Origin of the sequence: Aggregatibacter aphrophilus ATCC 33389 (assembly GCF_900636915.1) — a bacterium.
GTDB classification, from domain to species: Bacteria; Pseudomonadota; Gammaproteobacteria; order Enterobacterales; family Pasteurellaceae; genus Aggregatibacter; species Aggregatibacter aphrophilus.
This window is the reverse complement of record NZ_LR134327.1, coordinates 692,955-719,214: the sequence shown is the minus strand read 5'-3', so window position 1 is coordinate 719,214 and position 26,260 is coordinate 692,955. Positions and strand designations below refer to the sequence as shown.

Below are 26,260 nucleotides of genomic sequence, written 5' to 3'. Positions count from 1 at the left end.
TAATAGGGTGACCAATGAAAAAGTGTTTTAAAATTTTACTGGTTTTATTGTTAGCTAGCATTATTGGGCTGTTCTTTTTATATCGCTATTTAGAATGTAACCCAATATTTCTGGGAGGAGGGCCTTCTGGCCCTCGCCCTGAGCGCTGCGATATAAAGGAAAAAGAACAACAAAGGAAAACACAAATGGTACAATTAGAACAGTTGGCAGCATTGGAATTTACGTGTAAAAAAGAAGAACTTCCGCCACTCTCAGAAGCGACTCAACAATTATATAACTACGCCCTTTATCACGATTTACATAATATGTGGACGGGAGATAAAGGGGATGAAGTATGGAACGGCTTGGCCCGTTATTACCGTATTGCCGCAATGAATGGGGACTACAAAGCCAATATCCGTTTGCAATACCTATTAAAAAGCGGACGTATTAGCTCCGATATGCCGCAAACGGAAGTACATAACCTTAATGAAGAACTGGCAAAACAACTGCCGGCAACGGCTTACTATAATCTGTACGGTTATTTAGATGTAGGCTATGGAGTACGTACGGAGAAAGATGGTAAGTACGCCTATCTACGTAAAGCAGCAGACTTGGGTAGCAGGGAAGCGCAGTATGTTGTGGCGGATATATTGGGAGATATTAATGATGAAGAAACCTTGCAAATGCGGTTAGAAATAATTGAAAAACTGCGTACTTGTGCATCAGAACAAGGGCTAGGTAAAGCCTCAAATAGCTTAGGTATTGGTTTTATAATAGATAAAGAGTATGCAAAAGCCTTAGAAGCATTTCATCAAGGTGTAAAAAATGGAAGCTCCCTTTCTGCAAGTACATTAGAGGAAGCATTTAGTGGCAAACAAAAGGAGGGCGATATGGATTTTCTAAATTTATCAGAAGATCCTGAGCGTGCCAGACGCTATGAAATAATTTGGAAGTATTTAGCCTATAAAGACTACCTCCAACCCAAAGTTCCCGACCTAGACGACATCGTACCGTTGCCACCTGCTCCGTTGCCGGCATGGGATGGCAAAATTGCGTTCCAACGTTGGTTTGAAGGAGAAGCTCCGCTCAAGCCGGATGAAGCGCTGGTGCGCCGTTTGGCATGGCAGGCAGGGTTAAACGGCGATACGGGTTTAGACGAAAAAACCGGCATGCCGAAGAAACCAACAAAATAACAGAAAAATCCACCGCACTTTTGGGCTGAACGGGTTAAAAGTGCGGTGGTTTTTTAGGGTGTTTTTATCATCGATATTTTCCATTTTTGTATTGCTATTTTTTGGAGTGACTCATGGTAGCACGAATTTTTAAAATCATCGTTATTGCTATGATTGCCTTGATTGTTTTGGTGATTTGGGTCGGCATGAGTTTATTTAAAGGTGTTGATTTAGGTGGTACCGGACACTCGACTTCACCCGGAGTTATTGACGAATACAAAGCGAGAAAAATCAAAATGGAAAAAATGGAACAATTACAAGCAAATTTAGAATTTGTTTGCAAACACGAAGAAAAACCTGAATTATCACAAGAAACCCAACAACTCTATAACTACGCGCTTTATCACGACCTGCATAATATGTGGACGGGCAAGCGGGGCGATGAGGTCTGGAATGGGTTGGCACGTTATTATCGAATTGCAGCAATGAATGGCGATTACAAAGCCAATATTCGTTTACAGTATTTACTGAAAAGCGGACGCATTAGCTCCGATATGCCACAAACGGAAGTGCATAATCTCAATGAAGAACTGGCCAAACAATTGCCTGCCACTGCGTATTATAATTTGTATGGTTATTTGGATGTGGGCTATGGTGTACGTACGGAGAAAGATGGCAAGTACGCCTATCTTCGTAAAGCAGCGGATTTAGGGAGTCGCGAGGCACAATATGTCGTTGGGGATATATTAACTGATATTAATGATGAAGAAACAAGACCGTTGCGTTTAAAAATCTATGACCAATTGTTGGCTTGTGCTTCAGAGCAAGGATTAGGTCAAGCATCAGTTATGTTAGGTATTGGACTTCAAAGAAAGAACGAATACCAACAAGCATTGGAAGTGTTTCATCAAGGAACAAAGAATGGCAGTTCCTCTTCTGCAAGTCGGTTGGAAGAAGCATTTAGTGGCAAACAAAAGGATGGCGATATGGATTTTCTAAATTTATCAGAAGATTCTGAACGTTCTCGTCGTTATAAAATTATCGGTGATTACCTTTATGAAAAAGACTATCTCCAACCCAAAGTTCCTGATTTGGATGATATTGTGCCATTGCCTCCAGCGCCATTGCCGGAATGGGACGGTAAAATCGCCTTTCAGCGTTGGTATGAAGGGGAAGCCCCGCCCAAACCTGATGAAGCCCTGGTGCGTCGTTTGGCATGGCAGGCTGGGTTAAACGGTGATACTGGTTTAGACGAAAAAAACGGCATGCCGAAGAAACCAACAAAATGATTAAAAAATTAACCGCACTTTTGAGCTGAATGGTTTAAAAGTACGGTGGTTTTTTAGGGTGTTTTATAATAGATATTTTCCATTTTTTTCTTGCTATTTCCCGGAGTGACTAATGGTAGCACGTATTTTTAAAATCATCGTCATTATCATGACGGTCTTGATTGTGCTGGCAATATGGGCAGGCATGAGTTTATTTGAAGGTGTTGATTTAGGTGGTGCCGGACACTCGACTTCCCCCGGAGTTATTGACGAATACAAAGCGAGAAAAATCAAAATGGAAAAAATGGAACAATTACAAGCAAATTTAGAATTTGTTTGCAAACATGAAGAAAGGCCGGAATTATCACAAGAAACCCAACAGCTATATAACTACGCGCTTTACCATGACTTACACAATATGTGGACGGGTAAAAAAGGGGATGCAGTATGGAATGGGTTGGCACGCTATTATCGAATTGCAGCAATGAATGGCGATTACAAAGCAAATATTCGTTTACAGTATTTACTAAAAAGTGGACGAATTAGCTCCGATATGCCGCAAACAGAAGTACATAACCTTAATGAAGAACTGGCAAAACAACTGCCTGCCACTGCGTATTATAATCTGTACGGTTATTTGGATGTAGGCTACGGTGTACGTACGGAGAAAGATGGCAAGTATGCCTATCTTCGTAAAGCGGCAGACTTGGGGAGTCGGGAAGCACAGTATGTTGTAGCGGATATGTTAGGTAAGATTAATGATGATGATACATTAGAAATGCGTATAAAACTAATTGATCAACTACGTGCCTGCGCTTCGGAACAAGGTCTAAGTGATGCTTCAGAAATGTTAGGACTTCGATTAGAAAGAATATCAGAGAGCACTAGAAGCATTTCATCAAGGTGTAAAAAACGGTAGTGAACTTTCTGGTAATGTTTTATCAGAAGTTTTTAATAATAAAAGAGAAGATAAATATTTGGATGAATTAAACCTTAAAGAAGATAGTGAGCGAGCTCGTCGTTATAAAATTATCGGCGATTACCTTTATGAAAAAGACTATCTCCAACCCAAAGTTCCTGATTTGGATGATATTGTGCCATTGCCTCCAGCAAAATTACCGGAATGGGATGGCAAAATTGCTTTTCAGCGTTGGTTTGAAGGGGACGCGCCAGCTAAACCAGATGAGGCTCTTGTACGCCGTTTGGCATGGCAAGCTGGGTTAAACGACGATACGGGTTTAGACGAAAAAACCGGCATGCCGAAGAAACCGACAAAATAACGGAAAATCCACCGCACTTTTAGACTGAGCGGGTTAAAAGTGCGGTGTTTTTTTTGTTCTTTTAAAAACTAATAATCACCTCACCAAATATTACGAGATTACACATTTTTAAATCCTAACAACAACCTCTAGCATCAGCATGATTGAGAGGTATCATCTCTTACTGATAGTGACACTTCTAAAAGTGCGATCAATTCTGTAACAGTTTATCAAAACACGCTTTTTCTGATTCTACACAACAAGCCTTGGTGCAGTCCATTAAAACCTCATCCGATTATTCGTGGTACACAAGTTGCCCATGTTACAGGTCCGGAAGGGGAAGAAATCTATTGTGACGACTGGGGCCGGGTGAAAATCCGGTTTCCGTGGGACAGAGTGGGCAGTCATGACGAACACAGTTCTTGCTGGGTGCGGGTCAGTCAGGGTTGGGCGGGTGCGCAGTATGGCAGTCAAATGCTGCCGCGCATCGGACAAGAAGTCATTGTCAACTTCTTAGAGGGTGACCCGGACCAACCGATAATCACCGGACGTACCTATCACAGCACTACCGAACCACCTTATCCGCTGCCGAAACATAAAACGCGGATGACGATAAAATCAAAAACGCATAAAGGCAACGGCTTTAATGAATTACGTTTTGAAGATGAAAAAGGTCAAGAAGAAATCTTTCTGCATGCAGAGAAAGACCATAACCATATCGTCAACCATGACGAAACCAGCCAAATAGGGCATGACCGCACGGAGCAGGTGAGTCGAAACGAAACCGTGAATATCGGACATGACCGCATGGAAACTGTCGGTCTGGATGAAAGCCTGACTATCAACCGAGACCAAATGCGCCATATTGGTCGCAACCGCATCAGCAAAATCGAAAAAGACAATCTTCTCAATATCGGCAATAACTACCAAGTGAACGTGCATGCGGACACGATTATCAAGGTGGGTAAAGATACCACGATTGAAGTGGCGCAGAATGGCGAATGGCTTGCCGGGGATTTACTGGAGAGCATTTGTAAGCATTTTAATATAGAGGGCTATGAGGAAGTGCGTCTGCAGGGCCCGGCGGGAGAGATTGTGGTCAATCAAGAAGGGATTACATTGATAGGGAATGTACGGATTGAGGGGGAATTGACTGAAGAGGGCGGTTCGCCTGAGGCGGTGAATCCGTTTGACACCAAACCGAATGGTACACGGCCGGTAGATATTCAAGATTTAATCATTTCGTAGTTCATTATAACGATAAGAATAAAGGAAATTGTCAGTATGTCAGAACAGAAGAAGAAAGAGACCCCGGAAACCACAAAAGTCGAAAGCCCGAAAATACCTAACGTAGCTTATCCATTGAAACCGAGAGGTAATGTCACGAACCTTTCTCAACAATACTTTAATCACCTTGCAGGAGATGAAAGTGCCCGTTTTCTGTTTAATAATAGCGGACTTTGGCATCAAGGGATTCATTTAAGAGCGTCAAAGTTTCCGAGTAGTGAATTTGAGAATGACAAGATTTGTGCTATTGCCGATGGCAAATTGATTGCCTATAAAGTGGATAGCGAATATAAAAAGGATAACAGTAAAGCTGAAGCCCCGATGGAAGGTGCGGTGTATTCTACGGGTTATTTTTTAGTGAAACATGAAGTGGCCTATCCGAAAGAGAATGTACTGATGTTTTATTCGCTTTATCGTCATACGGCAAAGTTGGGTGATTATAAAAGCGGAATAGAAAAGATTGTTGGTGTTACCAAGTCGGCAGATAATAAGATTGTTATCCGAGATGCGCAAAATCATCCGCTTAATCCACGTGTGGAATTGAATAATGGTGTGACTATTGGGGTCAGACGACAGACGCAGACGCAAGATAAGTTTGATGAATTTCGAAATCATGGTGCCGTTAGCAGATGTGGCGAAACAGACCGTGAAAAAGAAAACGGATAAGACGGGTAAGGATTATTACAATGTACAGCCGTATCTTTATAGTTTGGTGCAGAAGAATAAAGATGGCGGAATTTACGTGGATGATAGTCATTTAACTCATGGCTTATTATTTCCGGGTGTGAATGTGTTTAACCAAACGGAGAATGGACTTTGTATATTCAAACATGGACTCCATCAATATATTGACCCGAAGAGTGATTTGACGATTGAGCAGAAAAATGAATTGGACCCGATGTTCAAATCGATTATGGATGAGTTGGATTTAGATAAGGATAAAAACGCTGCGGTCTCATTTGAAGCGGGTAAGCTGAAGGATTTATTATTAAGCCCGGTACAACAAGGAAGATTGACGGGGATAGTGGCTAAGCATGACAGCGAATGGAAGAAGACAAGGGCAGCGGATTTTATTCGGACATGTGGGACTTATCGGGATAACAATAAAGAAGACAGTGCTTCTAGAATCGAAAAACGGGTGGAAGACTTATCGATAAAGCTAGAAGTGGATGGATTTATTTGTGATTGCTCAACTTGATAAAGATGGAAAATTTGAAGAAAAATATCGATTTAATCATGATGATAATGTAGCCCAATTGAATTGTCAAAAACCAACAAATTAGTCTTATTTAGATGGTATTTTATAAAAAAGCGCGGTTAATTTTTTCAGTGTTTATAAAATAACGTGAAAATAGACCGCACTTTTTTATTGGTTTTATAGACTGAAAACTTTTTAAATATAAATCTATCTATTTAGATAAGCAGATAGAGATTAGAACGACGAAGCATTTGAATTATCACAAACCCAAGTTGAAATCATGGTACCGTTAGCGGATGTGGCGAAGCAGACCGTGAAGAGGAATTATACAATTAGGAGGATTTATGAAAAAATTTTTAATAGCTCTTTGTTCTATAATTTTATTAACTGCAGCTAATAAAAATTGTGATGATATAGAATGTCATAAAAAAATATTGAAAAATATAAGGCTGAGTTAAATAAATCATTTCAAGAGTTAGTTAAAGTAGATGAAAATAAGCTTGTGATAGATTCTTTTAAAAAATCTCAGATTTTATGGAACAAATTTATAATAGAAGACTGTAAGTTTATGAATTCTCCAATGTCCTTAACTCAAGGGGAAGGGTATATAATTGTTTACTATGAATGCTTAGAAGGGCATTATAATGTAAGAATAAAACAGATTAATAAGATGGTTGATGATATAAAATAATATGATAAAAAATTATTTTTTTTAATGATTTTACTTTTGTCTTGTCAATCCAATGCAAATTGTTTTACAGATAAAGAGTATAATGAGCTAATATTTAAATTCCTACCTAATAGTAATGATGATTATTATGAAAATTACCCTTATGGAATAATTGACAATATGGCAGATTGTAGCAAGAGTGATGAATTATCTAATTGAGTTTGCCATGATGCTAAACTGAAAAAATCCCTATTGTTATTATCAATAGCCGAAATTTATGCTTATGAAAATGCAACACATACCCCTGTGGCGGATTATTCAATGTACAATAATGATTTTAAAGATTGGCTAAATAATTTAGTAAAAGCGGAAAAAAATAGAGATGTTGCTCTGCGTAAGCTATGTTATAAAGACTAAACTGTCTGATGACTTTGGTGGTGACTTTTCTTATCCGCCTGATATTTATGAGGTAATATCCAGTAAAGTGAATTCAAATGGTGTCGTTGTTTATAATTTGAACTCTATAATTTATCTAGGGAAATCCTGTGATGCTTCAGATGGTATAAAGAAAAAAGGTCATTGGTATAAAGATAAAGATCAATTTGTTGTGGAATTAGATAATACTAAATATAGATTCAATTATGATGAGAAAGTGTTTAGTTTTAATTGTGAATTTCCACAGTAAGTTAATGCAATACTTTTAATATAAAAAATCACCGCACTTTCATTGGTAAGCCAAAGTGCGGTGATTTTTTTCGTGTTTTTAAATCAACAGATTTAGTTTTTTAGCTTTAACCACTTGCTGCTTAAGGTTCTGGCTGTCATGGCACCGTTGACGTTTAAAGCAGTGCGCCCCATGTCGATGAGCGGTTCGATAGAGATGAGCAAGCCGACAAGTTCCAGCGGTAAATTTAGGGTGGATAGCACCACGATAGCCGCAAAGGTTGCGCCACCGCCTACGCCGGCAATACCGAAGGAGGAAATGGCAACGACAAGAACCAAGGTAGCGATGTAGCTCAGGCTAAACGGATCCACGCCGACGGTTGGGGCGATCATCACGGCGAGCATTGCCGGATAAATCCCTGCGCAACCGTTTTGTCCGATGGTCGCGCCGAAGGTAGCGGAGAAGTTGGCGATGGCCGGGGTGTTGCCGAGTTTGTCCGTTTGGGTTTCGATGTTTAACGGAATGGTTGCCGCACTTGAGCGGGAGCTAAAGGCGAAGGCTAGGGTTGGCATCACTTTCTTGAAATAGTCGATCGGGTTAATGCCGGAGAAGGCAAGTAACACACCGTGCACGATAAACATCAAAATAATCGCGACATAAGAGGCAATGATGAACGTGCCTAAATTCAAAATATCCGTCCATTTTGAAGTCGCTGCGATTTTAATCATTAATGCGAACACACCGTATGGCGTTAAGCGAATGACGAAGCGAACCAAACGGGAAACCAATTTATTTAATGTTTCCACGCCTTGGGCAATGCGTTCGCCCAATGCCTGATCTTCTTTGCGTAAACTCAATGCAGCCACACCGAGGAACGCGGCAAAAATGACCGTGCTGATAATAGACGTTGGGTTGGCGCCGGTTAATTCCGCAAACGGATTTTTCGGGATAAAGGAAAGTAACATGGCCGGAATTGTTAGATTGCTTACTTGATCCACCCGTCCCAAGACTTTCGCTTGTGCCGCTAATTCACGTTCGCCGGCTACCAAGCCTTCAGCGGTTAAACCAAACACATACACCATGATAATGCCGATGAAGGCCGCAATCGCGGTGGTGATTAATAACACGGAGAGCACGCTAAAGCTGATTTTGCCCAAGGAGCTTGCCTGATTTAAGCGGGTAATCGCCGATAAAATAGAGACAAATACCAACGGCATGACAATCATTTGTAACAATCGTACATAGCCACTACCCACAAGATTGATCCAATCTAGGGCGGATATGATCAAATCCTGCTCGGCAAGGGATTGCAACAATGCGCCGGCACCCAAGCCCAGTAATAAACCAATGAAAACCGTTTGTCCTAATTTTTCCGTTTTCTTGTATAAATAACCAAGGAAAACCAAGGCTAAGGCAAAAATCGCTAAGATAATGAGTAACATTTTTTGCTCCATAAAAAATAAATATCACCGAGATTAAAGCTATTTCATGCTGAAAAAGCTAATAAATTCTAGATATGAATTATAACTAAAAGTATGGTTTGAGGGCTTCAATCCGCTTTTAAAAAAACGACCGCTCAAAAGTGTGGTCGTTTTTTGCCATATTTTTTATTTCACTTGATTTAATAAGAACTGAACCAACAAAGACACCGGTCGGCCGGTTGCGCCTTTATTAGCGCCTTGTAACCAGGCTGTACCGGCGATATCGAGGTGCGCCCATGGGTATTTCTTCGTGAAATTGGAGAGGAAGGCTCCGGCAGTGATAGCACCGCCCCAACGTCCGCCGATATTGGCTAAATCGGCAAAGTTGGATTTCAGCTGTTCTTGATATTCTTCACTTAACGGTAAACGCCATGCCTTGTCGGCGCTTTGTTGAGCCGCCTGTTCAATGGCAGTCGCGATATCCTCATGGGGGGAAACCAAACCGCTGTTATGTTGACCCAATGCCACTACGCAAGCGCCCGTTAACGTGGCAATGTCGATGACTACTTCAGGATCGAAACGTTCTACGTAAGTTAGGGTGTCACACAGCACCAAGCGGCCTTCCGCATCGGTGTTTAAGACTTCCACGGTTAAGCCGTTCATGGTGGTGAGAATGTCACCGGGGCGATAGGCGTTGCCGTCCGGGAGATTTTCACAGCCCGCCATCACGCCGATGACGTTTAACGGCAGTTGTAATTGTGCTAAGGCACTCATCACGCCATAAACGGAAGCCGCACCGCACATGTCGTATTTCATTTCGTCCATGTCGGCCGCAGGTTTGAGGGAAATACCGCCGGCATCAAAGGTTAACCCTTTACCCACCAATACAATCGGTTTGGCGTTTGGATTCGGGTGATTGCGGTATTCCATAATGGATAATTTGGCCTCATTGTGCGTACCGCGTGATACCGCAAGATAGGCGCCCATACCCAATTTTTCCATCTCCGCTTCACCTACAATGGTGGTTTTAATCAGCGGCGAGGTTTCGGCTAAGCTCAAGGCTTTGTCCGCCAGATAAGCAGGGTTGCACACATTCGGCGGGCAATTTGCCACATCTTTGGCATGGCTTACGCCCAAACCAATGGCGCAACCGTGTTGGATCGCCTGTTCGGCAAGTGCCTGCTCATCGGTATCAACGTTAAAAATCAGTTCGCAAAGTGCGGTGGATTTTTCCGATGTTTTTTGGTTTTTGAATTGGGTGAATTGATACAAATCCTGTTCGAAAGTTTCAATAGCAAAGCGAATGTTCCAATAAATATTACGTTGGTTAAAGGAAATTTCGGTTAAAAAATTGACCGCACTTTTGGTTTGGGTGGTTTTTAGAGCTTGTACGGTTTTTTGGATAAGTTGTTTATATTGGCGCTCGTTCAGTTCGCCCGCCTTGCCACAACCCACAAGCAACACGCGTTCAACGGCAATGTTTGGAAGATGACGTAATAATGTGGTATCGCCTAATTTTCCGCTGACCTCGCCGCTTTCTACTAATCGGCTGAGGTAGTTTTGCGAAACGTCGTTAATTTTAACCGCACTTGGCGACAGGGTTTTATCTTCAAAAACGCCTACAATCAGGCAATCGGCAGATGGGTTTATTGCGACTTGTTGCGCGCTGTACTTCATGTTTTCCTCGCTTATTTTTCTGTTTTCGATGTCAAAATTAGGGTATTATACGCTACCTATTATTTCGGGCTTGTGCTTAATTTGCCCGTGTTAAACAAAACGAATTTAATCTCTTTTGCTTAAATTGCAAGAGAAAAAATAGGCGATAACGTGATTTTAACCAGATATTTAACGAAAGAAGTTTTTAAAAGCCAAATCGCGATTTTGTTCATTTTGCTGTTGATTTTTTTCTGTCAACAGTTGGTGCGCGTGTTGGGTTCTGCGGCGAATGGACAAGTGCCTGCCGATTTGGTGTTTTCCTTGCTCGGGCTGGGGATGCCAACCATGGCGCAATTGATGTTGCCGCTTTGTTTATTCATCGCTATTTTATTGACGCTCGGGCGGTTATATGCAGAAAGTGAAATTACCGTCATGCGCGCTTGCGGTATCGGTCAACGCATTTTAGTTAAAATCGTATTGATCCTTTCTTTATTTACTGCCGCCGTAGCTGCCTACAATGCGTTGTGGCTTACGCCCTGGGCAATTCACAAACAAACGGAAATTGTGGAAGAGGCTAAAGCTAATCCGAATATGGGGGCATTGTCCGCCGGTCAATTTATGACGGCGAATAACAGCGATTTTGTCTTATTCATTGATAATATTCAAGATAATCAAATCAATAACGTTTATGTATTCCAAACTCAGCCAAAAGGACAGAGCAAGCCTTCCGTGATTGTGGCGGAAAAGGGTGAATTAAAAGCCTTGCCGAACGGCGATCAGATCTTAAATTTGCAAAATAGTGATCGTTTTGAAGGCACGGCAATTTTACCTGATTTTCGCATTACGCATTTTGACGAATATCAAGCTTATTTAGGCCATAAAACCGTGGCGGACGATGCTGATGAAGCGGGTGAAATGGACATTATGCAATTATGGAATGCCAATGCGCCGGCGATGAAAACCGAGTTTCATTGGCGTTTAACCTTGATTCTAGCGGTGCCGATTATGGCATTGTTGGCGGTGCCGTTAAGTCGTGTGAATCCACGCCAAGGCCGCTTTGCCAAAGTGTTGCCGGCGTTGTTGTTATATTTGATTTATTTCCTGTTACAAAGCTCACTGAAGTCTGCCGGTGGCGCGGGCAAATTAGATGCTTCGTTGTTCATGCCGTTAGTGAATATCGCCTTTTTCGCCCTCGCTATTTTCTTGAATAGTTGGAATAGTGCGTTTATGTATCGCATTCGTTATTCCTTCGGCAAAGAGGCAAAACAAGGATAAACGCTATGAATACATTAGAACGCTATATCGGTAAAAGCATTTTAGGTACGATTTTTGCTACTTTATTAATGTTGGTAGGCTTGTCTGCGATTATTAAATTTGTGGAGCAATTTCGTAGCGTAGGCAAGGGCACTTACGACATTTGGCAAGCGATTGCCTACACCGTATTGACGATGCCAAAAGATGTGGAAACGTTCTTCCCCATGGCAGCCTTATTGGGCGCATTAATCGCTTTAGGCAACCTTGCCAGCCGTAGTGAATTGGTCGTCATGCAATCTTCCGGTTTTTCCCGTATGCGAATCGGTCTTGCTGTGATGAAAACCACTATTCCGTTGGTATTATTGACGATGATTATTGGTGAGTGGGGTATTCCGCAAATTGAACAATTTGCTCGTGATATGCGTTCCAAAGCCATTTCCGGTGGCTCCATGTTATCGGTGAAAAATGGTATTTGGGCGAAAGATGGCAACAACTTCGTGTATGTTCGCAATATTTCCGATGACGTAGAATTACGTGATATTTATATTTACACCTTTAACGAACAACGCCAATTGGAAAAATTAAAACACGCTAATCATGCTACTTTTAATAATGGTAAATGGATGTTAAAACAAGTGAATGAATCCACAATCCAGCCTGATAGTGTCAACACTATCAACCGTTTAAATGAAGAATGGCAAACCAATTTAACTCCTGACAAACTGGGCGTGGCATCATTAAGACCAACATCGTTATCGATTTCCGGGTTGTCCAATTACATTACGTTCTTAAAAGAAACAGGGCAGGATTCAAAAAACTTTGAGCTAACCTACTGGCGTAAGTTATTCCAACCGATTTCTGTGGGCGTGATGATGATGTTAGCACTATCCTTTATTTTTGGTCCGTTGCGTAGCGTCACTGCCGGTGCACGGATTCTCATTGGGATTTGTTTTGGCTTCTTGTTTTATGTGGTGAACGAACTGTTCGGCAAATTCAGCTTGGTTTACAACACAACACCGTTAATCGGTGCGCTGATGCCGAGTATGTTATTCTTAGCGATTACTTGGTGGCTACTGGCGCGTAAGCGGAGTTAGGTCTAAAGTGCGGTCGTTTTTATAAACGTTTTTAAGCCCGTGAGACAATCTCGGGCTTTTTAATAAGCATATTAATCTTATTCATTCATTTAATGAAATATTTGAAATTGACACATACTCCATTTCTCTTTAATTTAAACCAATCTTCCAGACTGATTAAAATATTAGGCAACTTTATGAGTTATGCAAAAGAAATTGATAATTTGAACCAGCACTTAGCCAATTTGAATGGCAAAATTAATGTTTCCTTTGAGTTTTTCCCACCGAAAAATGAAAAAATGGAAAATCTTTTGTGGGATTCCATTCATCGCTTAAAAGTATTAAACCCTAAATTTGTTTCTGTCACCTATGGCGCTAATTCCGGTGAGCGTGACCGTACACACAGCGTAGTGAAAAACATCAAACAACAAACCGGCCTAGAAGCTGCACCTCACTTAACAGGTATTGATGCTACTCCTGATGAACTGCGTGAAATTGCCAAAGATTATTGGGACAGCGGCATTCGTCGCATTGTGGCATTACGAGGAGACGAACCGCCCGGTTATAGCAAAAAGCCATTTTATGCTGCGGATTTAGTAGAATTACTACGTTCTGTAGCGGATTTTGATATTTCTGTTGCTGCCTACCCGGAAGTGCACCCGGAAGCCAAATCGGCACAAGCGGATTTAATCAATCTGAAACGCAAAATTGATGTCGGTGCCAACCATGTGATTACGCAATTCTTCTTTGATATTGACAGCTATTTACGTTTCCGCGATCGTTGCGCATCTATTGGTATTGATGCAGAAATCGTGCCGGGAATTTTACCGGTAACCAATTTCAAACAGTTACAAAAAATGGCGTCGGTAACCAATGTAAGTATTCCGGCGTGGATGGCTAAAATGTACGAAGGCTTAGATGACGACCAAACTACCCGTAACCTTGTAGCTGCCAGTATTGCCATAGATATGGTGCGTGTGTTGTCTCGCGAAGGTGTAAAAGACTTCCATTTCTATACACTAAATCGTAGTGAATTAACCTATGCCATTTGTCCTATCTTAGGCATTCGTCCGACATTGTAGTAAGAAGAAAATTAAAATCCTATGGATTTTGACCGCACTTTGAATGCTCCTTAATAAAAGTGCGGTCATTTTTTTGGATGATTTTAGCTTTGTTCTTTTTTCAATAAAGAACATAAAAACAAGAAGGTGGAACAGATGACTACCGATGGGCCGGCGGCGGTGTCGTAATAGGCGGATAGCATTAAGCCCATAGAAACGGCGATCATGCTGATGATACTGGCGATGATAACCATGCTTTCCGGTGTGCGGGCAAAGCGTTTGGCTGCTGCGGCAGGAATGATGAGCAAAGAGGTAATAATTAATGCGCCGACAAATTTCATACTTAATGCAATGGTTAACGCCGTTAACACCATCAAAATAAACCGCATTCTTTTCACGTTAATGCCTTCCACTTGCGCCAGTTCGGGACTGATAGTAGTAGAAATGAGCGGTTTCCAAAAATAGAATAATGTTGCAAGTACGATGACGGCACCAATGCCGATATAAATCAAATCTTCGTAGTTAATAGAAAGTAAATCACCGAATAAATACGACATTAAATCTACCCGCACATTTTGCAATAAACCTACCGTAACAACGCCGATCGAAAGACAGCTGTGCGCGATGATGCCAAGTAGCGTATCGACGGAAAATTGCGTGTTATTTTCCAACCAAACCATCGCGATGGAAAGCAATAGTGTGAGTATGAGAATGGCGATATAAGGATTGATTTGCAGAAAAATACCAAGTGCCACGCCAAGTAGGGCGGAGTGGGATAGCGTATCGCCAAAGTAAGCCATTTTACGCCAAACGACAAAAGCACCGAGAGGCGCGGTGATGAGCGAAAGTATCATGCCTGTGAGCCAAGCAGGGAAAAGAATATCAAACATAATGTTATCGTTAATGTGGTTGTTTAGGTTCTATGTTACAAATATCGCCGTGCATATCGTGACGGTGGTTATGATGGTGGGTGTAAACCGCAATATTTTTAGAAAATTGGTCGCCGAAAAAGTGAATAAACGTCGGGTCATTAGACACTGTTTCCGGTGTGCCTGCACAGCAAATATGCTGATTTATACAAAGCACTTCATTGGTGTCTGCCATCACAATATGTAAGTCGTGAGATACCATTAAAATTGCGCAATTAAGTCGCTTTTGGGTTTGGTGGATTAGTTGGTAGAGTTCTGCCTGACCAGTCATATCTACACCTTGAGTCGGCTCATCTAATACCAATAAATTTGGTTTATTTAAAATTGCCCGTGCCAATAACACCCGTTGCATTTCTCCACCAGAGAGCTTTTGCATACTGTTATGCATTAAATGGGTGATAGACAATAGCGTCATCGCTTCCTGAATATCTTGCTGATAGATGCCTTTTTTTAGGGATAAAAATTTCTCAACAGTGATGGGAAGATTGTGATCCAAATGGATTTTCTGCGGTACATAACCAATGCGAATGTGTTTGTTATAAATTACTTTGCCTGAAGTGGGTTGTTGTAATTTAAGCAATACTTTTAATAAGGTAGATTTGCCCCCGCCGTTTGGACCGACAATGGTAATGATGGAATTGGGATAAACCGTCAGATTAATGTTGCTTAATGCGACTTGTTGACCGTACTTAACATTAATATTTTTTAATTCGACTAAAGGCAATTTGATTGCATGAATTTGCATTATTTTTGTTCTATTGGGGAAAAATTGCGCTAAAAATAACTTATTTTTTAAAGTTTAACAAGTTGAACGCAAATTTATGTGTATAATTGCCACATTTGTTTGGAATTTATCATTTTCTGCTGAATTTTTTAAAGTTTGTTTGGTCATAAATACACTTAAACTCATCATCCGTTGTAAAGGGAATCAAAGTAGTGCAACACGTAAAACTAGCAAGAGATCGTCGTAAGAGAAAATCGCGCATTAAAGCGCTTATTTTCTTTATTGCGCTTTTCTCTATTTTTACTGGTTTTTTCCTACATTTAAATGATACCGCTTCTGACAAACTTGACGAAGTCAATGATCCGATTTATTCCAATCAGCCGACAAAAAGCGATGATGCCGCTGATGTGCAAGACCAATTCCAAGATATTTTATCCGATGATCTTTATCCTGCCTCTGCTTATACCATGTCATTTGCAAACGAGGTGTATCACGAAGTACAAATCTTAGCTGACACTGTTGGCATTACCACCATTGATAATAATGCGACATCTTATGATGATGACGTCGGCAAAGATGACGAAGTGGAAGAAGTGAAAACCCATGATGAGCTCGATGATTTGGATAAACTACCGGATGACGCAAAAGATGCGGTAACTAATATTTTAGATGTAGCGGATCAGGCTATTCGTATTAAAGATCAATTCAGTCACACCGTAGTGAAGGGCGATACGTTAAAAGACGTATTGGAATTATCCGGTTTGGATGCAGACACTAGCCAGCAGTTAATTGCCTCTTATCCCGAATTGAAACACTTGCAGGCCGGGCAACAATTCTACTGGATCTTAAATAATGACGGTGATTTGGAATATTTAAACTGGTTGGTTTCACAGAAGAAAGAACATATCTACGAATTGCAGGCAAATGGACGGTTCAAACGCCAAATTGTTGAGAAGAAAAGCGTGTGGAAACGTGAAGTGTTGCGCGGCGAAATGGAGTCGTCTTTCGTTAATAGTCTGAAAAAATTAGGATTAGATAATCGTCAGATTTATCAATTATTTTCTGCTTTGCAATGGCAGGTAAGCCTCAAACAATTAAAGAAAGGTACGAAAATTTCCGTTTTGGTTTCCCGAGAATACTTGGAAGGCAAACTTACCGGCCAAGGAAACGTAGATGCTATTCATATTATAAGTGATGGTAAGAGTTATTACGCCATTCAAGCCAGCAACGGTCGTTATTACAATCGCCAAGGTGAAACCTTAGGCAAAGGCTTCTCACGTTACCCATTACAACGTCAGGCACGTATTTCCTCGCCATTTAACCCGCGTCGTCGCCATCCGATCACCGGTCGAATTGCGCCACATAAAGGAGTGGATTTTGCCATGCCGACAGGTACACCGGTGATTGCACCTGCAGATGGTACGGTAGAAAAAATCGCTTATCAGGCTTACGGTGCGGGGCGTTACATCGTGATTCGCCATTCTCGTGAATACCAAACCGTATATATGCACTTAAGTCGCCCATTGGTGAAAGTTGGTCAAACAGTGAAGAAAGGTGAGCGCATTGCGTTATCAGGCAATACCGGTGGTTCAACCGGGCCACACTTGCACTATGAATTCCACATTAACGGTCGCCCGGTTAACCCATTGACGGTGAAATTGCCGGGGGGCAGTAGCGGAATGGATACCGCTGAGCGTAAAGCCTTCCTCGTCAAAGCTAATGAAGCCGAACGATTGTTGAAATAAGTTGTTGTATAAAAAACTCTACTAAAAATAACCGCACTTTGAATGCAGATCAAAGTGCGGTTATTTTTATACCTTTTTTAAAGCTGATTAGGCTGCAGTTTGCAAAATGATTTTGTTGGCATCCAAAATCCAGCGGTTTGTTGACCACCAGTTTAATGATTTTGGCACGAATCACAAAATCACCAAAGCCTTCATTTATGTTGTGCGCAGTTGAGGGCGACTGATTGAATTCCAAATTTTACTGGTTTACCCCAAAGGTCTTCGTAGCTTTGTCGTATTTTAAACCGGAGTGGGAGCCTTCGGAACCGTTGAAGTAAATGTCTTTCGGTTGGGAGCAAGCGACAAGAGTTAAAATGCCTGCCAAGACAAGAAGTAGTTTTTTCATAAGATACCTTTAGTTTTAGATTATTAGATTAAATGTGGCGCGATTATAGCATATCAACATCAAATTCGTTTAATTTCCGGAGGTCCTTTTTATAGTAGATGTTCCGTCGACTAAATAAGGCTATAATTTGCCTTGATATTTTACGGAGAAGAATGATGTCGGAAAAAACATTTGAAAAACTGACCGCACTTTTAGTCCAAAATCAGGCTCGTTATCGGGTGGTAGAGCATTCGTCGGCAGGCAAATCGGAGGACGTTGCGAAAATTCGCGGTACGCAAATCGGCCAGGGGGCGAAAGCGTTGGTTTGTACTTTGAAAGGCAACGGCATGAAACAAACCATTTTGGCTGTGTTGCCGGCGGATCAACAGGCGGATTTAGACAAAATTGCTATGCATTTTGGCGCAAAGAAAGCCTCTCTATCCAGCCCTGCGGAGGTGTCTGTGCTTACCGATTGCGTATTTGGCGCTATTCCGCCTTTTAGTTTTCATGAGAATTTGTTGCTCATTGCTGATCCGAGTTTATTACAACGTTATGATGAATTGGCATTTAACGCAGGTACGCTCGAACGTTCGGTGATTTTAAACACCGAGGATTATGCGCGCATTGCGCAACCACGGTTGGTAGAATTTATTCGGAAGGATTAATTGGAATAAAGCAAAAAGGCTTAGATTTTTCTAAGCCTTTTTATGTTTTAAAGTGCGGTCGATTTTTCGAGTGTTTTTTGGTTTACTCGTTAAACATCGCAGAAATGGATTCTTCGTTGCTGATACGACGAATAGCTTCGGCAAGCATACCGGAAAGTGTGAGTGAGCGCACTTTGCCAAGGGCTTTGATTTCTGCTGAAAGAGGGATGGTATCAGTAACAACCACCTCATCAAGGGCATCGCTGGCAATATTTTTTGCTGCAGAACCGGAGAAGACGGCATGGGTGGCATAAGCGAATACGCGTTTGGCACCACGTTCTTTTAAGGCTTCTGCCGCTTTGCATAAAGTGCCACCGGTGTCGATCATGTCATCAACCAATATACAGTCGCGATCGGCTACATCACCGATAATATGCATGACTTGGGAAACGTTGGCACGCGGACGACGTTTGTCGATAATTGCCATGTCGGTGTCGTTTAATAATTTGGCCACTGCGCGGGCTCGAACTACACCGCCGATATCCGGAGAAACGACGATTGGGTTGACCAAGTCGGTTTTCTTTAAAATGTCATCAATTAATACCGGAGAACCGAACACGTTATCTACCGGCACATCAAAGAAACCTTGGATTTGTTCTGCGTGTAAATCGCAAGTTAACACGCGGTCAACGCCGACGCTAGATAAGAAGTCGGCAATCACTTTAGCGGTGATCGGTACACGGGCGGAACGAACACGACGATCTTGGCGGGCATAGCCGAAATAAGGAATCACAGCGGTAATACGACCGGCAGAAGCGCGACGTAAGGCATCAACCATTACTAATAATTCCATTAAATTGTCGTTGGTTGGCGCGCAGGTGGATTGGATGATAAATACATCGCTACCACGCACGTTTTCGTTGATTTGCACTTGCACCTCACCGTCGCTGAAACGACCGACAGTAGCATTACCTAAAGACGTGAATAAACGCTCGGAAATGCGTTTAGCGAGTTCCGGTGTCGCGTTACCGGCGAAGAGTTTAATATCTGGCATTGTAAATGTGACCTCAGGAGTTAGATTATCAAGTAAGAGTAACGGATTAAGTCGGCAAATCTTCAACATTTATGCGTTGCAACATTGCATGTAATGGAGAAAGGTTTAATCCCTTTGCAACAAAACCAAAGCAATTTTTTGGTTTTGCCTGTAGAACCAATTGAGCGGATTGTTCATCGTCAAATTCCGCAAAAACACAAGCGCCGGTTCCGGTTAGTCTAGCTGGTGCATATTCTACCAACCAGTTAAGCAGTTCTTCAACCTCTGAATAGTGATCCCGGACAACTTTTTCGCAATCGTTTGCGTATTTTTCTTGAAGTAATTGTTGTAACGGTTTCTTTGGTGTATTGCGTGGTAAATCAGAATCGGAGAATACAACAGCAGTGGAGATCGAGACGTTTGGTTTCAATACCAAATACCATTTCTCCGGTGGCTCGCAATAGGTGATTTGCTCACCGACACCTTCAGCAAAAGCCGCTTTGCCGTGCACGAAAATCGGTACATCGGCACCTAAAGCTAAGCCTAATTTTGCCAGTTCTTCGGTGGTTAAGCCTGTTTTCCATAAATAATTTAATGCCACTAAGGCAGTTGCCGCATTAGAAGAACCACCCCCAACGCCACCGCCGATAGGCAGAATTTTATCTAATTCGAGGTCGGCGCCAAGTGGGGTATTGGTATGTTGTTGGAGCAAGGTTGCTGCGCGATAAATTAAGTTATCTTCTACTTTTAAATCGGTAATAGACGAAATTAAATTGATTTTGCCATCATCACGCACCTTGATATGTAGCCAATCACCGAAATCCAAAAACTGAAACAGGGTTTGTAATTCGTGGTAGCCATCGGGGCGTTTGCCGTTGATGTATAAGAAAAGGTTTAATTTGGCGGGGCAAGGAAAGTACAAACCGTGTGTGCTTTCTGATGAGTTAGTAGATAAAAGTGCGGTAGAAAATTGATATGTTTTCATGCCTTAGAATTTCCATTCATCTACGCGGATTTTCAGCGTTTGTCCGTCGGTCTTCAGTAAGATACTTTCCGGCATCGGCGGTTGGTGATTAGCTTGATAAGACAAATAATCCGCTGTCCAAGTTTTGCCGTCGAAGGCATGGCTGAAAGAGGCCAATAGGTGATTTTCACCGACTTGATAATCATCGTTATCTTTCGGTTGGCCTTTTAACCAAAAAGCAAATTGCTCCAACGGGAAGTCCATTCCGATAATTTCGCGCAACAACATTTTGGCATCTGCCGCAGAACGTTGACGACCTTTGTTGTCGGAAATGGTCATACCTTTGGCATGCATTTGAATTTGTAGGGTTTCGCTACTGATGGTGGAATACAATTTCAATGTATAATTTTGCGGGTTATTGTATTGCCAGTCAAAACGAGTAGAAAAACGTTCTTTTGTGCTGATATAACCGAGCTGTCCCAAGGCCTGATAACCTTGAATTTGCTTGACTTGTTGTAGATGTTGTTGCCAAGTCGGATCCGTTTTCTCAATATATTTTACATTAGTCGGGCGTTGTTCATCAGTGATTACACAGCCAGTTAATAACAAGCCTGCGAACAAAAGCCAAAAGTAAGAGGTTAAATTTTTCATAAGCAATAATTTATTCAAAAAAAGTGGAAGTATTTTACGCACCCTTGTGGGCGGAGTAAACCATTCATCCTAATTAGCCTGCGGCTAGGGTTTAAAGTGCGGTAAGATTTCCGTGCGTTTTTGTTTCACTGCAAAAATACGACCGCGATTAAGCTGATCACGAATGGCTTTATTTTCAAAACCTGCCGCAATAATGGATTGAATATCGACTTTCAAGGCTGCTTGATATAAAGCCAAAGCAAATTCTTGCTGTGGATATTGACTCTGTTCAAAGCCTTTTCTACCGCGGGTATCGGCAAAGCATACCAATAGAAATTCCATAAAACGTAATGGTTTACGCCACACATCAAATGTATTAAACAGTTTCACTACAGTTTCCGGGCGCAGTTCAAAGATTTTGTGAATATGTGTGTGGTATTCGCAAGTTAGCTCTGCCAGTTGTTGATAATAGGACGGCACTTTGAGGCGCTTGCACAGATTGCGGGTGGGTGTCATGCCTAATTTTTCATGGCCATGATGATGTGGCCAATTGGATTTTGGCGTTTTTGCTTTGCCTAAATCATGACAAATGGCGGCAAAACGCACCGCACTTTTATGACAATCTACCTGTTCTGAAAGCAACGTTGCTTGTTGCAATACCATCATTGCGTGCACAAAACTATCAATTTCAGGGTGAAATTTGGCGGGATTTGGCACGCCATATAAGGCGTCTAATTCAGGGAATAATACGGCAAGGGCGCCAATCTGACGCAAGGTTTCAAAATAGATTTCAGGATTTTTTTCGTTTAGCGATTTTTCTGTTTCTGCCCAGACCCGCTCGGCAGTGAGATGTTGTAATTCGCCTTGTTCCGTGAGTGTTTGCATCAATTGCAGTGTTTCCGGCTCAATAGTAAACCCCAAATGATGATAGCGTGCGGCAAAACGGGCAACGCGCAACACACGCAAGGGATCCTCTACAAACGCGGGAGAAACGTGGCGCAAAATGCGTTGTTTTAAATCATCGGCACCGTGGTAAGGATCATATAAATTGCCTTGTAAATCCTGTGCCATAGCGTTAATGGTGAGATCGCGACGAATTAAATCTTGCTCAAGAGTAATATCGGCGGAAAAGTCACAAATAAACCCCGTATAACCTTGACCCGATTTGCGTTCAGTACGTGCTAAAGCATATTCTTCTTTGCTTTGAGGATGGAGAAAGACAGGAAAGTCTTTCCCCACTTGTTGATAACCGAGACTAAGCAAGGCTTGCGGCGTTGCCCCCACAATCACCCAATCTCGGTCTTGTACCGGCAGGTTGAGAAGCTGATCACGTACAGCTCCACCAACCAAATAAATTTGAAATGGAGTCTCGATCATTATGCCCAACCATCACGACGACGGCGTTTTGGCATGATAAACGGTAGAATTAAGCCGATTAATAAGCCGACACCCAACACGGAACCGCCGTAAATAAACCATTGAATAGCAATTTCGCGTTTGCCGGCATCAAGCATGGCTTCTAAATCGCGATTTTTATTTTTAGTGATTTCTAATTCGCGTTTTAGTTGAGAATTTTGTTCTAATAATTCACTGCTTTGTTGTTCCGCTTGTTTGGTTCGACGTTGCATTTCTACCGTACGTTGTTGCCAGTCGCCATCTATCCGATTTAGTTTCAGAGTTAATTCTTGAATTTGGTTTTTGAGTCTTGGGTTTTCCAATTTGCTGCTGGCTTCATTGCTTAGTTCGTTGGTAAGAATCCAGGCTTCGCGGTTTTTAGCATCACGGATTAAGGTGTATCGATCTTTTTGATCAAGTACGGTTACCGCTTCACCCGATTTAATTGCTCCAGCAATTTTATATTGATCACCGGCACCTTTGCGTAAATAAGTAGATAGGTTTTCTGTAACGTATTTGGTTTCTGCGTGGGCTACATTGACGCCTAAACCGAGAAAGCCGAGTGCGAGGAGATAACTAATTGTTTTTTTCATAATTGGATATCCTAAGTCGATAAGAAATAAAAGTGTGGTGAAAAATGACCGCACTTTTGTGTCTTGATTAATTGAAAACAGTTTGTAATAGATAATAAATAATAATAGAGAATAACGCGCCTGCCGGTAGAGTAACAACCCAAGAAACAAAGATATTACGAATGACCGTCAAGTTAATCGCCGCAATACCGCGTGCAAAACCGATACCCAATACTGCCCCCACCAAGGTTTGTGTGGTGGAGATCGGTAATCCGGTACCCGATGCCACGACAACGGTCATTGCGGTAGCAAATTGTGCAGCAAAACCGCGACTTGGGGTCAGATCTGTAATCCCTGTACCGATAGTGGCCATCACTTTATATCCCATGACAATCAGGCCGACCATAATGCCGCTGGCACCTAGCGGTAGAATCCACCATGCGAGCGGTGCGTTATTTATAATTTGACCGTCGCTTTCAATAATGGCTACTACGGCAGAAAGCGGGCCGATGGCATTTGCCACATCGTTTGAACCATGGGCGAATGCCATGGCGCAAGCGGTCATGAGCATTAAAATGCTGAAGACTTTCTCTACACCGCCAAAGGCACCGCCTTCTAGCATTTTAAATTTAAACTTATTGCTACGAAAATAGAAATAGCAATAAACGATACCGAAAAGGCTGATGACCAATGAAAGCAGTATATTTTCTGTACCGCTCAAGTTTGACCCAACGTGTTTTAACCCTTTGGTTAAAGTCACGATACACAAAATAAAAATGGTTAGTCCCATGTAATATGGACCGTATTTTTGTGCATTTTTAAGCGGGCTTTCCGTGTCAAAAATCAGTTTTTGCGTACTGATAAAAATCGCGTAAGCCAAAAGACCGGCAATGACCGGTGTGATAAACCAACTTCCTACGATATTTTTGATGTTGCTCCAATCTACAGAGTGAAAGCCTGCAGTGACGCAAGAGAAACCGACGACAGCGCCGATAATTGAGTGAGTAGTGGATACCGGCCACCCCATTTTAGAGGCGATTAATAACCATGCGCCGGAAGCAAATAGGGCGGCCATCATGCCGAAAACCAACACTTCTGGTTGGTTGATAAATTGGGTGGTGTCAATAATACCGCTTTTAATGGTTTCGGTAACTTCGCCACCGGCTAAATACGCCCCGGCGGCTTCAAAAATCATTGCAATAATAATCGCTTGTTTTGGCGTGATTGTGCCTGAGCCAACGGATGTTCCCATTGCGTTTGAAACATCGTTGGCACCAACACCAAAGGCCATGAAAAAGCCGAAAACGGCCGTAATGATAATTAATAACGAGCCGTATTGAGAGAGTAATTCCATGAAGAATACCTAAATTAATGAAAATTATGAACGCGCCAGCATGAGTTCAATGCGTGAGCCGACACGTTGTGCTTGATCGGCCAATACGCCGACCCATTCGATGATTTTGTATAAAAACATGACGTCGATCGGGTTGTATTGATCTTCAATGTCAAACAGCATTTTTCTTAATTTAATTTGCATTTGGTCGGTATCGTCTTCGATGCTATCAAGTGAATTAATCATTTGATTCACGAAGTTTAATTCACGACCTTTGAAACCGGTTTCTAATAATTGATCCATTTCTTCAATGACTTTATGAGCTTGTTCGGTTGCATCTAAACTGCGTTTTACATAGCTCATAAATTCCGCTTGCATTTCTTGCGGAATGCCGAATTGGCGGCCCACCATACGTCCGGCAATGTCTTTGGCAAAGTTGGCCAATTTGTCTTGTTGAGTCACTAATTCCAATAAATCCGTACGATCAATCGGCATGAATAAACCGCGTGGTAATTTCAAACGGATTTCCCGTTTTAAAGCATCGGCTTGGCGTTCATGGGCGGAAATGTCTAAACGAATTTGTTCCGCTTTATTCCAGTCGGCGACGAAAGTTGCTTCAAAGAAAGGGACTAACAGTTCACAACATTCGGTAACTTTGTTGGAATGTTTTTGGAGGGGTTTTAAAGGGGAGTGGGCGAATAATCCTAGGATATTATTCATTGCCATAAAAGTGACTCCTTTAATTCAGGTTAATACTCAGCGCGCATATTACATGATATGAATGAAAAATTCACGATTTTGATCGAAAAAAAACGGCGTTTATCGGATAATGAGCGGCGAAAATGGTAATGAAATAGAAAACCTTATGAATTTGAAGGAGTTATTATGCATGATGAAATTGAATTAAAACTGGCTGCAGAAAATATTCAGGTTGAACAATTAACGTCGATTTTGGCGCAATTTAATGTAATTGAGCACCAAAAAGCCTTCTTGGTTAACACTTATTATGATACGGCTGATGGGTATTTTACTCGCCATAATATGGGGTTACGTGTTCGACAAAAAGGCAATGATTATACGTTAACACTAAAAACTGACGGCAAGGTGTCGGGCGGTTTGCACGTTCGTCCCGAATATAATGTGACGTTGCCGAATGCCGAGCCGAATTTGGCCGCGTTAACCGAACAATATGAATTATTGTTAGAGACAACGGCTCCGCTAAAAGCGATTTTTAGCACGGATTTTGAACGTCAGATGTGGTTGATTCAGGCTTCGCCGACAAGCCAAATTGAAGTGGCTGTTGATTTGGGCAATGTTATTGTTGGTGAAAAACAGCAGGTCATTAGCGAAATTGAATTTGAAATTAAAGAAGGTGGATTGGCGCCATTTTTTGCCTTTGTGGCGGGTTTTCTACAGCGTTATCAAGGCAAAGTGCATTTTTATTCCATGAGCAAAGCCAAACGGGGGTATCAACTGGCGCAGGGCACAGCACCGAAAGCTTCAGATTGGATCGAACGTTGGCGCAGCTTTTTGCATACGGAAAAATACGCCAAAAAAACATCGGAAAAACTGACCGCACTTTTGCGTTACGAACAAGATTTAATCGAAGAAACGTTGGCGTTGGGTGTGGATTTTTTTGCTACCGATTTTATTAAAACCGTTGAGCGTGTCGGCGCCTTTTTTAATTTGGCACATTATTATGACGACAACAAAAATCTCTTAGAAATGGCGCTCAATGAACAGGTTGCAGCAAATCATCACTACGCGTTGGAAAATGTGTTGATGGAATTGACTGAGGCCAACGCGCAATTATTTGCGCACATTCGCGAGATTATTCGCTTACATAGCGAAACGAAAGACAACGCGTTAGCAATGAATAAATTGTTCGATCTTATCCAAACGCCACAGTATGCACAGCGTATGCTTCATCTGATGACGTTAACTCTCGGTGAATAAGGCGGC

24 protein-coding genes and 2 pseudogenes are annotated in these 26,260 nt (G+C 41.9%); 14 read left to right on the top strand and 12 right to left on the bottom strand.

Annotated elements, in window-relative coordinates; translation table 11 throughout:
• Positions 1-14: 14 nt before the first annotated feature.
• From EL144_RS03590 to EL144_RS11725, 8 genes and pseudogenes are all read left to right on the top strand, one after another.
• Positions 15-1,175 carry an SEL1-like repeat protein gene (locus EL144_RS03590; protein WP_005704776.1) on the top strand — a complete coding sequence of 387 codons (1,161 nt, stop codon included), beginning with the start codon at positions 15-17 and terminating at the stop codon, positions 1,173-1,175.
• Positions 1,176-1,288: 113 nt separating this feature from the next.
• Positions 1,289-2,443, top strand: a complete 1,155-nt coding sequence (locus EL144_RS03580) for a DUF6396 domain-containing protein (RefSeq protein WP_065336525.1) — start codon at positions 1,289-1,291, stop codon at positions 2,441-2,443.
• A gap of 112 nt (positions 2,444-2,555) precedes the next feature.
• A pseudogene (locus EL144_RS03575) lies at positions 2,556-3,702 on the top strand (DUF6396 domain-containing protein).
• 189 nt (positions 3,703-3,891) lie between these two features.
• Positions 3,892-4,929, top strand: coding sequence for a type VI secretion system Vgr family protein (locus EL144_RS11680; protein WP_126379375.1), 1,038 nt, complete (start codon positions 3,892-3,894; stop codon positions 4,927-4,929).
• 36 nt (positions 4,930-4,965) lie between these two features.
• On the top strand, positions 4,966-5,634 hold the full coding sequence (locus tag EL144_RS11765) for a hypothetical protein (protein WP_005703512.1): 669 nt from the start codon (positions 4,966-4,968) through the stop codon (positions 5,632-5,634).
• Positions 5,582-6,166, top strand: coding sequence for a type IV secretion protein Rhs (locus EL144_RS11760; protein ID WP_232010647.1), 585 nt, complete (start codon positions 5,582-5,584; stop codon positions 6,164-6,166). The genes EL144_RS11765 and EL144_RS11760 overlap by 53 nt, the downstream gene beginning before the upstream one ends.
• A gap of 433 nt (positions 6,167-6,599) precedes the next feature.
• The gene (locus EL144_RS11755) at positions 6,600-6,857 is read left to right on the top strand and encodes a lysozyme inhibitor LprI family protein (protein ID WP_080987861.1); all 258 of its coding nucleotides are present in this window, start codon (positions 6,600-6,602) and stop codon (positions 6,855-6,857) included.
• Between the two features lie 24 nt (positions 6,858-6,881).
• A pseudogene (locus EL144_RS11725) lies at positions 6,882-7,521 on the top strand (hypothetical protein).
• Between the two features lie 92 nt (positions 7,522-7,613).
• Here the strand turns inward: EL144_RS11725 and EL144_RS03545 are convergent.
• Together EL144_RS03545 and EL144_RS03540 are read right to left on the bottom strand one after the other, a co-directional pair.
• Positions 7,614-8,942, bottom strand: coding sequence for an L-cystine transporter (locus EL144_RS03545; protein ID WP_032995028.1), 1,329 nt, complete (start codon positions 8,940-8,942; stop codon positions 7,614-7,616).
• A gap of 165 nt (positions 8,943-9,107) precedes the next feature.
• Entirely contained in the window at positions 9,108-10,598 is a 1,491-nt protein-coding gene (locus tag EL144_RS03540; protein WP_005703516.1) for a leucyl aminopeptidase, read from the bottom strand.
• Positions 10,599-10,748: 150 nt separating this feature from the next.
• Here EL144_RS03540 and lptF point away from each other — a divergent pair, with 150 nt between their 5' ends.
• The 3 genes from lptF to metF all read left to right on the top strand — a co-directional run bounded on the left by lptF (position 10,749) and on the right by metF (position 13,986).
• On the top strand, positions 10,749-11,852 hold the full coding sequence (lptF, locus tag EL144_RS03535) for an LPS export ABC transporter permease LptF (RefSeq protein WP_005702583.1): 1,104 nt from the start codon (positions 10,749-10,751) through the stop codon (positions 11,850-11,852).
• A 5-nt stretch (positions 11,853-11,857) separates the two neighbouring features.
• The gene (gene lptG / locus EL144_RS03530; protein WP_005703518.1) at positions 11,858-12,925 is read left to right on the top strand and encodes an LPS export ABC transporter permease LptG; all 1,068 of its coding nucleotides are present in this window, start codon (positions 11,858-11,860) and stop codon (positions 12,923-12,925) included.
• Positions 12,926-13,101: 176 nt separating this feature from the next.
• Positions 13,102-13,986, top strand: a complete 885-nt coding sequence (gene metF / locus EL144_RS03525; protein WP_032995030.1) for a methylenetetrahydrofolate reductase — start codon at positions 13,102-13,104, stop codon at positions 13,984-13,986.
• Positions 13,987-14,069: 83 nt separating this feature from the next.
• Here metF and znuB read toward each other — a convergent pair whose 3' ends face one another.
• Both znuB and znuC read right to left on the bottom strand, forming a co-directional pair.
• On the bottom strand, positions 14,070-14,855 hold the full coding sequence (znuB, locus tag EL144_RS03520) for a zinc ABC transporter permease subunit ZnuB (protein ID WP_005703521.1): 786 nt from the start codon (positions 14,853-14,855) through the stop codon (positions 14,070-14,072).
• A 10-nt stretch (positions 14,856-14,865) separates the two neighbouring features.
• On the bottom strand, positions 14,866-15,639 hold the full coding sequence (znuC, locus tag EL144_RS03515) for a zinc ABC transporter ATP-binding protein ZnuC (RefSeq protein WP_005703522.1): 774 nt from the start codon (positions 15,637-15,639) through the stop codon (positions 14,866-14,868).
• Between the two features lie 191 nt (positions 15,640-15,830).
• Here znuC and mepM point away from each other — a divergent pair, with 191 nt between their 5' ends.
• Complete coding sequence (gene mepM / locus EL144_RS03510) at positions 15,831-17,363, top strand: murein DD-endopeptidase MepM (RefSeq protein ID WP_005703523.1); 1,533 nt, start codon at positions 15,831-15,833, stop codon at positions 17,361-17,363.
• 238 nt (positions 17,364-17,601) lie between these two features.
• Here the strand turns inward: mepM and EL144_RS11335 are convergent, their stop codons facing one another.
• The gene (locus tag EL144_RS11335; RefSeq protein ID WP_005702589.1) at positions 17,602-17,748 is read right to left on the bottom strand and encodes a putative periplasmic lipoprotein; all 147 of its coding nucleotides are present in this window, start codon (positions 17,746-17,748) and stop codon (positions 17,602-17,604) included.
• 155 nt (positions 17,749-17,903) lie between these two features.
• Here EL144_RS11335 and EL144_RS03500 point away from each other — a divergent pair, with 155 nt between their 5' ends.
• Positions 17,904-18,392, top strand: coding sequence for a YbaK/prolyl-tRNA synthetase associated domain-containing protein (locus EL144_RS03500; RefSeq protein WP_005702590.1), 489 nt, complete (start codon positions 17,904-17,906; stop codon positions 18,390-18,392).
• A gap of 82 nt (positions 18,393-18,474) precedes the next feature.
• On the opposite strand, the gene EL144_RS03495 is transcribed toward EL144_RS03500, so the two are convergent.
• The 7 genes from EL144_RS03495 to EL144_RS03465 form a co-directional block, all read right to left on the bottom strand.
• The gene (locus tag EL144_RS03495) at positions 18,475-19,425 is read right to left on the bottom strand and encodes a ribose-phosphate pyrophosphokinase (protein ID WP_005702591.1); all 951 of its coding nucleotides are present in this window, start codon (positions 19,423-19,425) and stop codon (positions 18,475-18,477) included.
• A gap of 46 nt (positions 19,426-19,471) precedes the next feature.
• Positions 19,472-20,389 (bottom strand): 4-(cytidine 5'-diphospho)-2-C-methyl-D-erythritol kinase, encoded by a 918-nt coding sequence (ispE, locus tag EL144_RS03490; RefSeq protein ID WP_005703527.1) that lies wholly within the window; start codon positions 20,387-20,389, stop codon positions 19,472-19,474.
• Positions 20,390-20,392: 3 nt separating this feature from the next.
• Positions 20,393-21,019, bottom strand: a complete 627-nt coding sequence (gene lolB / locus EL144_RS03485; protein ID WP_005702594.1) for a lipoprotein insertase outer membrane protein LolB — start codon at positions 21,017-21,019, stop codon at positions 20,393-20,395.
• Positions 21,020-21,103: 84 nt separating this feature from the next.
• Complete coding sequence (locus EL144_RS03480; protein ID WP_005703529.1) at positions 21,104-22,375, bottom strand: multifunctional CCA addition/repair protein; 1,272 nt, start codon at positions 22,373-22,375, stop codon at positions 21,104-21,106.
• On the bottom strand, positions 22,375-22,986 hold the full coding sequence (locus tag EL144_RS03475) for a TIGR04211 family SH3 domain-containing protein (protein ID WP_005702596.1): 612 nt from the start codon (positions 22,984-22,986) through the stop codon (positions 22,375-22,377). Before EL144_RS03475 ends, EL144_RS03480 begins: the two co-directional genes overlap by 1 nt.
• A 67-nt stretch (positions 22,987-23,053) precedes the next feature.
• Positions 23,054-24,319 (bottom strand): inorganic phosphate transporter, encoded by a 1,266-nt coding sequence (locus EL144_RS03470; protein ID WP_005703530.1) that lies wholly within the window; start codon positions 24,317-24,319, stop codon positions 23,054-23,056.
• Between the two features lie 24 nt (positions 24,320-24,343).
• Positions 24,344-25,024: a TIGR00153 family protein gene (locus EL144_RS03465; protein WP_005703531.1), complete on the bottom strand. Its 681-nt coding sequence runs from the start codon at positions 25,022-25,024 to the stop codon at positions 24,344-24,346.
• Between the two features lie 159 nt (positions 25,025-25,183).
• Here EL144_RS03465 and EL144_RS03460 point away from each other — a divergent pair, with 159 nt between their 5' ends.
• Positions 25,184-26,254: a CYTH domain-containing protein gene (locus EL144_RS03460; RefSeq protein WP_005703532.1), complete on the top strand. Its 1,071-nt coding sequence runs from the start codon at positions 25,184-25,186 to the stop codon at positions 26,252-26,254.
• The last annotated feature ends 6 nt before the right edge of the window (positions 26,255-26,260 follow it).